Raw genomic sequence first — 1,767 nt, 5'->3', positions numbered from 1 at the left:
TCCGCGAAGGTGATGTGCTCGCCGACGAGGTAGCGGCGCGTCGATAAGCGATCCTCGAGCCAGTCCATCGTGGTCCAGAAGCGCTCGTAGGCGTCGTCGTAGGCCTCCTGGGAGCCGGCGAAGCCGCAGCGGTAGACGCCGTTGTTGACCTCGGTGTAGATGCGCTTGGCGATGTCGTCGATCTCCGCGCGGTGCTCGACCGGATAGAGGTCCGGGGCGCCCTCGCGGTGGAACCGGGTCCACTGCGTCTGGAAGTCGCGGACGATGGACGGGTAATCGTTGCTGACCACCTTCTTCGTCGCCACCTCCACGACCGCGGGCACCGTGATGCCGCGCGGGTAGTCGGGGAAGCGGTTGAAGTAGGCCTCCTGCAGACGGCGCAGTCCGGTGACGGGGTCGACGCCGTCGGGATCGACGTCGAAGACCCAGGAGCGGACGTCGTGGGTGGGTCCGGCCAGGCCGAGGGAGATGACGTCCTCCAGACCCAGCAGGCGGCGGGTGATGATCGAGCGGTGCGCCCACGGGCACGCCCGCGCCGCCATGAGCCGGTAGCGGTCGGCCTCGACCGGCCAGTGGACGGTGCCGTCGTCCTGCGGCGTCGGCTCGCTCACGTCGGAGGTGATGCGGTCCTCGATGTACGTTGCGTCGCGCACGAACTCGCCGTCGGTGGATGCGTTCTGCGGGTCGCCTGCCCAATCATCATTCGCTGTCATGTCAACAACTGTAGCGTTCGAACCCGCCCCCGTCAATGTCCGGGGTGCTTGCTACCTTGAGTGCCATCATGAATCGACTGGCAGCCCTCATCCTCACCGGCGTCCTCGCCGTGGTCGGGTGGGCCGTGCTTGTCGACGTCCCCTCCGCCCCCGTCGAGGCCCCAGTAAAGACCCCCGTCGAGACACAGATCGACGCCGTCGAACCCGCACCCGGCCTGCTGGACGCCCTCGAGGTCAAGGGACGCGCACCGATGACCGGCTACGAGCGCGAGCGCTTCGGCCAGGCGTGGAGTGATGACGTCCGCGTGGAGGGCGGGCGCAACGGCTGCGATACCCGCAACGACATTCTGCGCCGCGACCTGCACGACGTGGTCATCCGCCCCGGCACCCACGGCTGCCTGGTCGAATCCGGCATCCTGCAGGACCCGTATTCCGGTGACGTTGTCGACTTCGTCCGCGGCCCCCGCAGCGCCGAGATCCAGATCGATCATGTCGTCGCGCTGGCCGACGCCTGGCAGAAGGGCGCCCAGGCGTGGGATGAGCAGACGCGCAGGGACTTCGCCAATGATCCCCGCAACCTCCTGGCCGTGCGGGGTGAACTCAATCAACAGAAAGGCGCCGGTGATGCGGCGACGTGGCTGCCGCCGCGCACGGCCTACCGCTGTGAGTACGCCACCCGGATCGTCGACGTGAAGGCCGCCTACGGATTGTGGGTCACCGAGGCCGAGCGGGAGGCCCTGTCCCGCGAACTCCAGCGCTGCCCGTGATCGGATTGTTGGTTTTTCGCCACGCGGCTCGCGGCCTCAAGACCCGCTGCCTCCTGGCATCTGCCCTAATCTGGCAGCATGACCGACAAGAACCAGACCCCCGACCGCGCGGGTTCGTACGACGCCGATGGTCTCGACGTTCCCACCTACAACAAGGACATCCCCGCCACCGGCCCGGCGCCCCGCTCCTCGGGGACCGGTTCCACGCCGCTGAGCAGGGCGGACACCGGCCACGAGGCCACCACCCAGTTCCCGCAGGGCGGCGGCGGTGTCTTCGACCGCACCGG

At 68.4% G+C, this 1,767-nt stretch carries 3 protein-coding genes; 2 read left to right on the top strand and 1 reads right to left on the bottom strand.

Annotated features, from left to right (window positions below; genetic code table 11):
- On the bottom strand, positions 1–713 hold a 713-nt coding region (locus Q4F73_RS11490; RefSeq protein ID WP_303359479.1), incomplete at its 3' end, for a glutathione S-transferase family protein.
- 68 nt (positions 714–781) lie between these two features.
- On the opposite strand from Q4F73_RS11490, the gene Q4F73_RS11485 reads away from it, so the two are divergent.
- Both Q4F73_RS11485 and Q4F73_RS11480 read left to right on the top strand, forming a co-directional pair.
- Positions 782–1,480 carry an HNH endonuclease family protein gene (locus tag Q4F73_RS11485; protein ID WP_303359478.1) on the top strand — a complete coding sequence of 233 codons (699 nt, stop codon included), beginning with the start codon at positions 782–784 and terminating at the stop codon, positions 1,478–1,480.
- Positions 1,481–1,558: 78 nt separating this feature from the next.
- On the top strand, positions 1,559–1,767 hold a 209-nt coding region (locus tag Q4F73_RS11480; protein WP_303359477.1), incomplete at its 3' end, for a hypothetical protein.

The sequence above is a fragment of the Corynebacterium sp. genome, from assembly GCF_030535495.1.
Lineage (GTDB): Bacteria > Actinomycetota > Actinomycetes > Mycobacteriales > Mycobacteriaceae > Corynebacterium.
The sequence above is the reverse complement of the archived record's forward strand: the minus strand, read 5'-3'. Positions and strand labels throughout refer to the sequence as shown.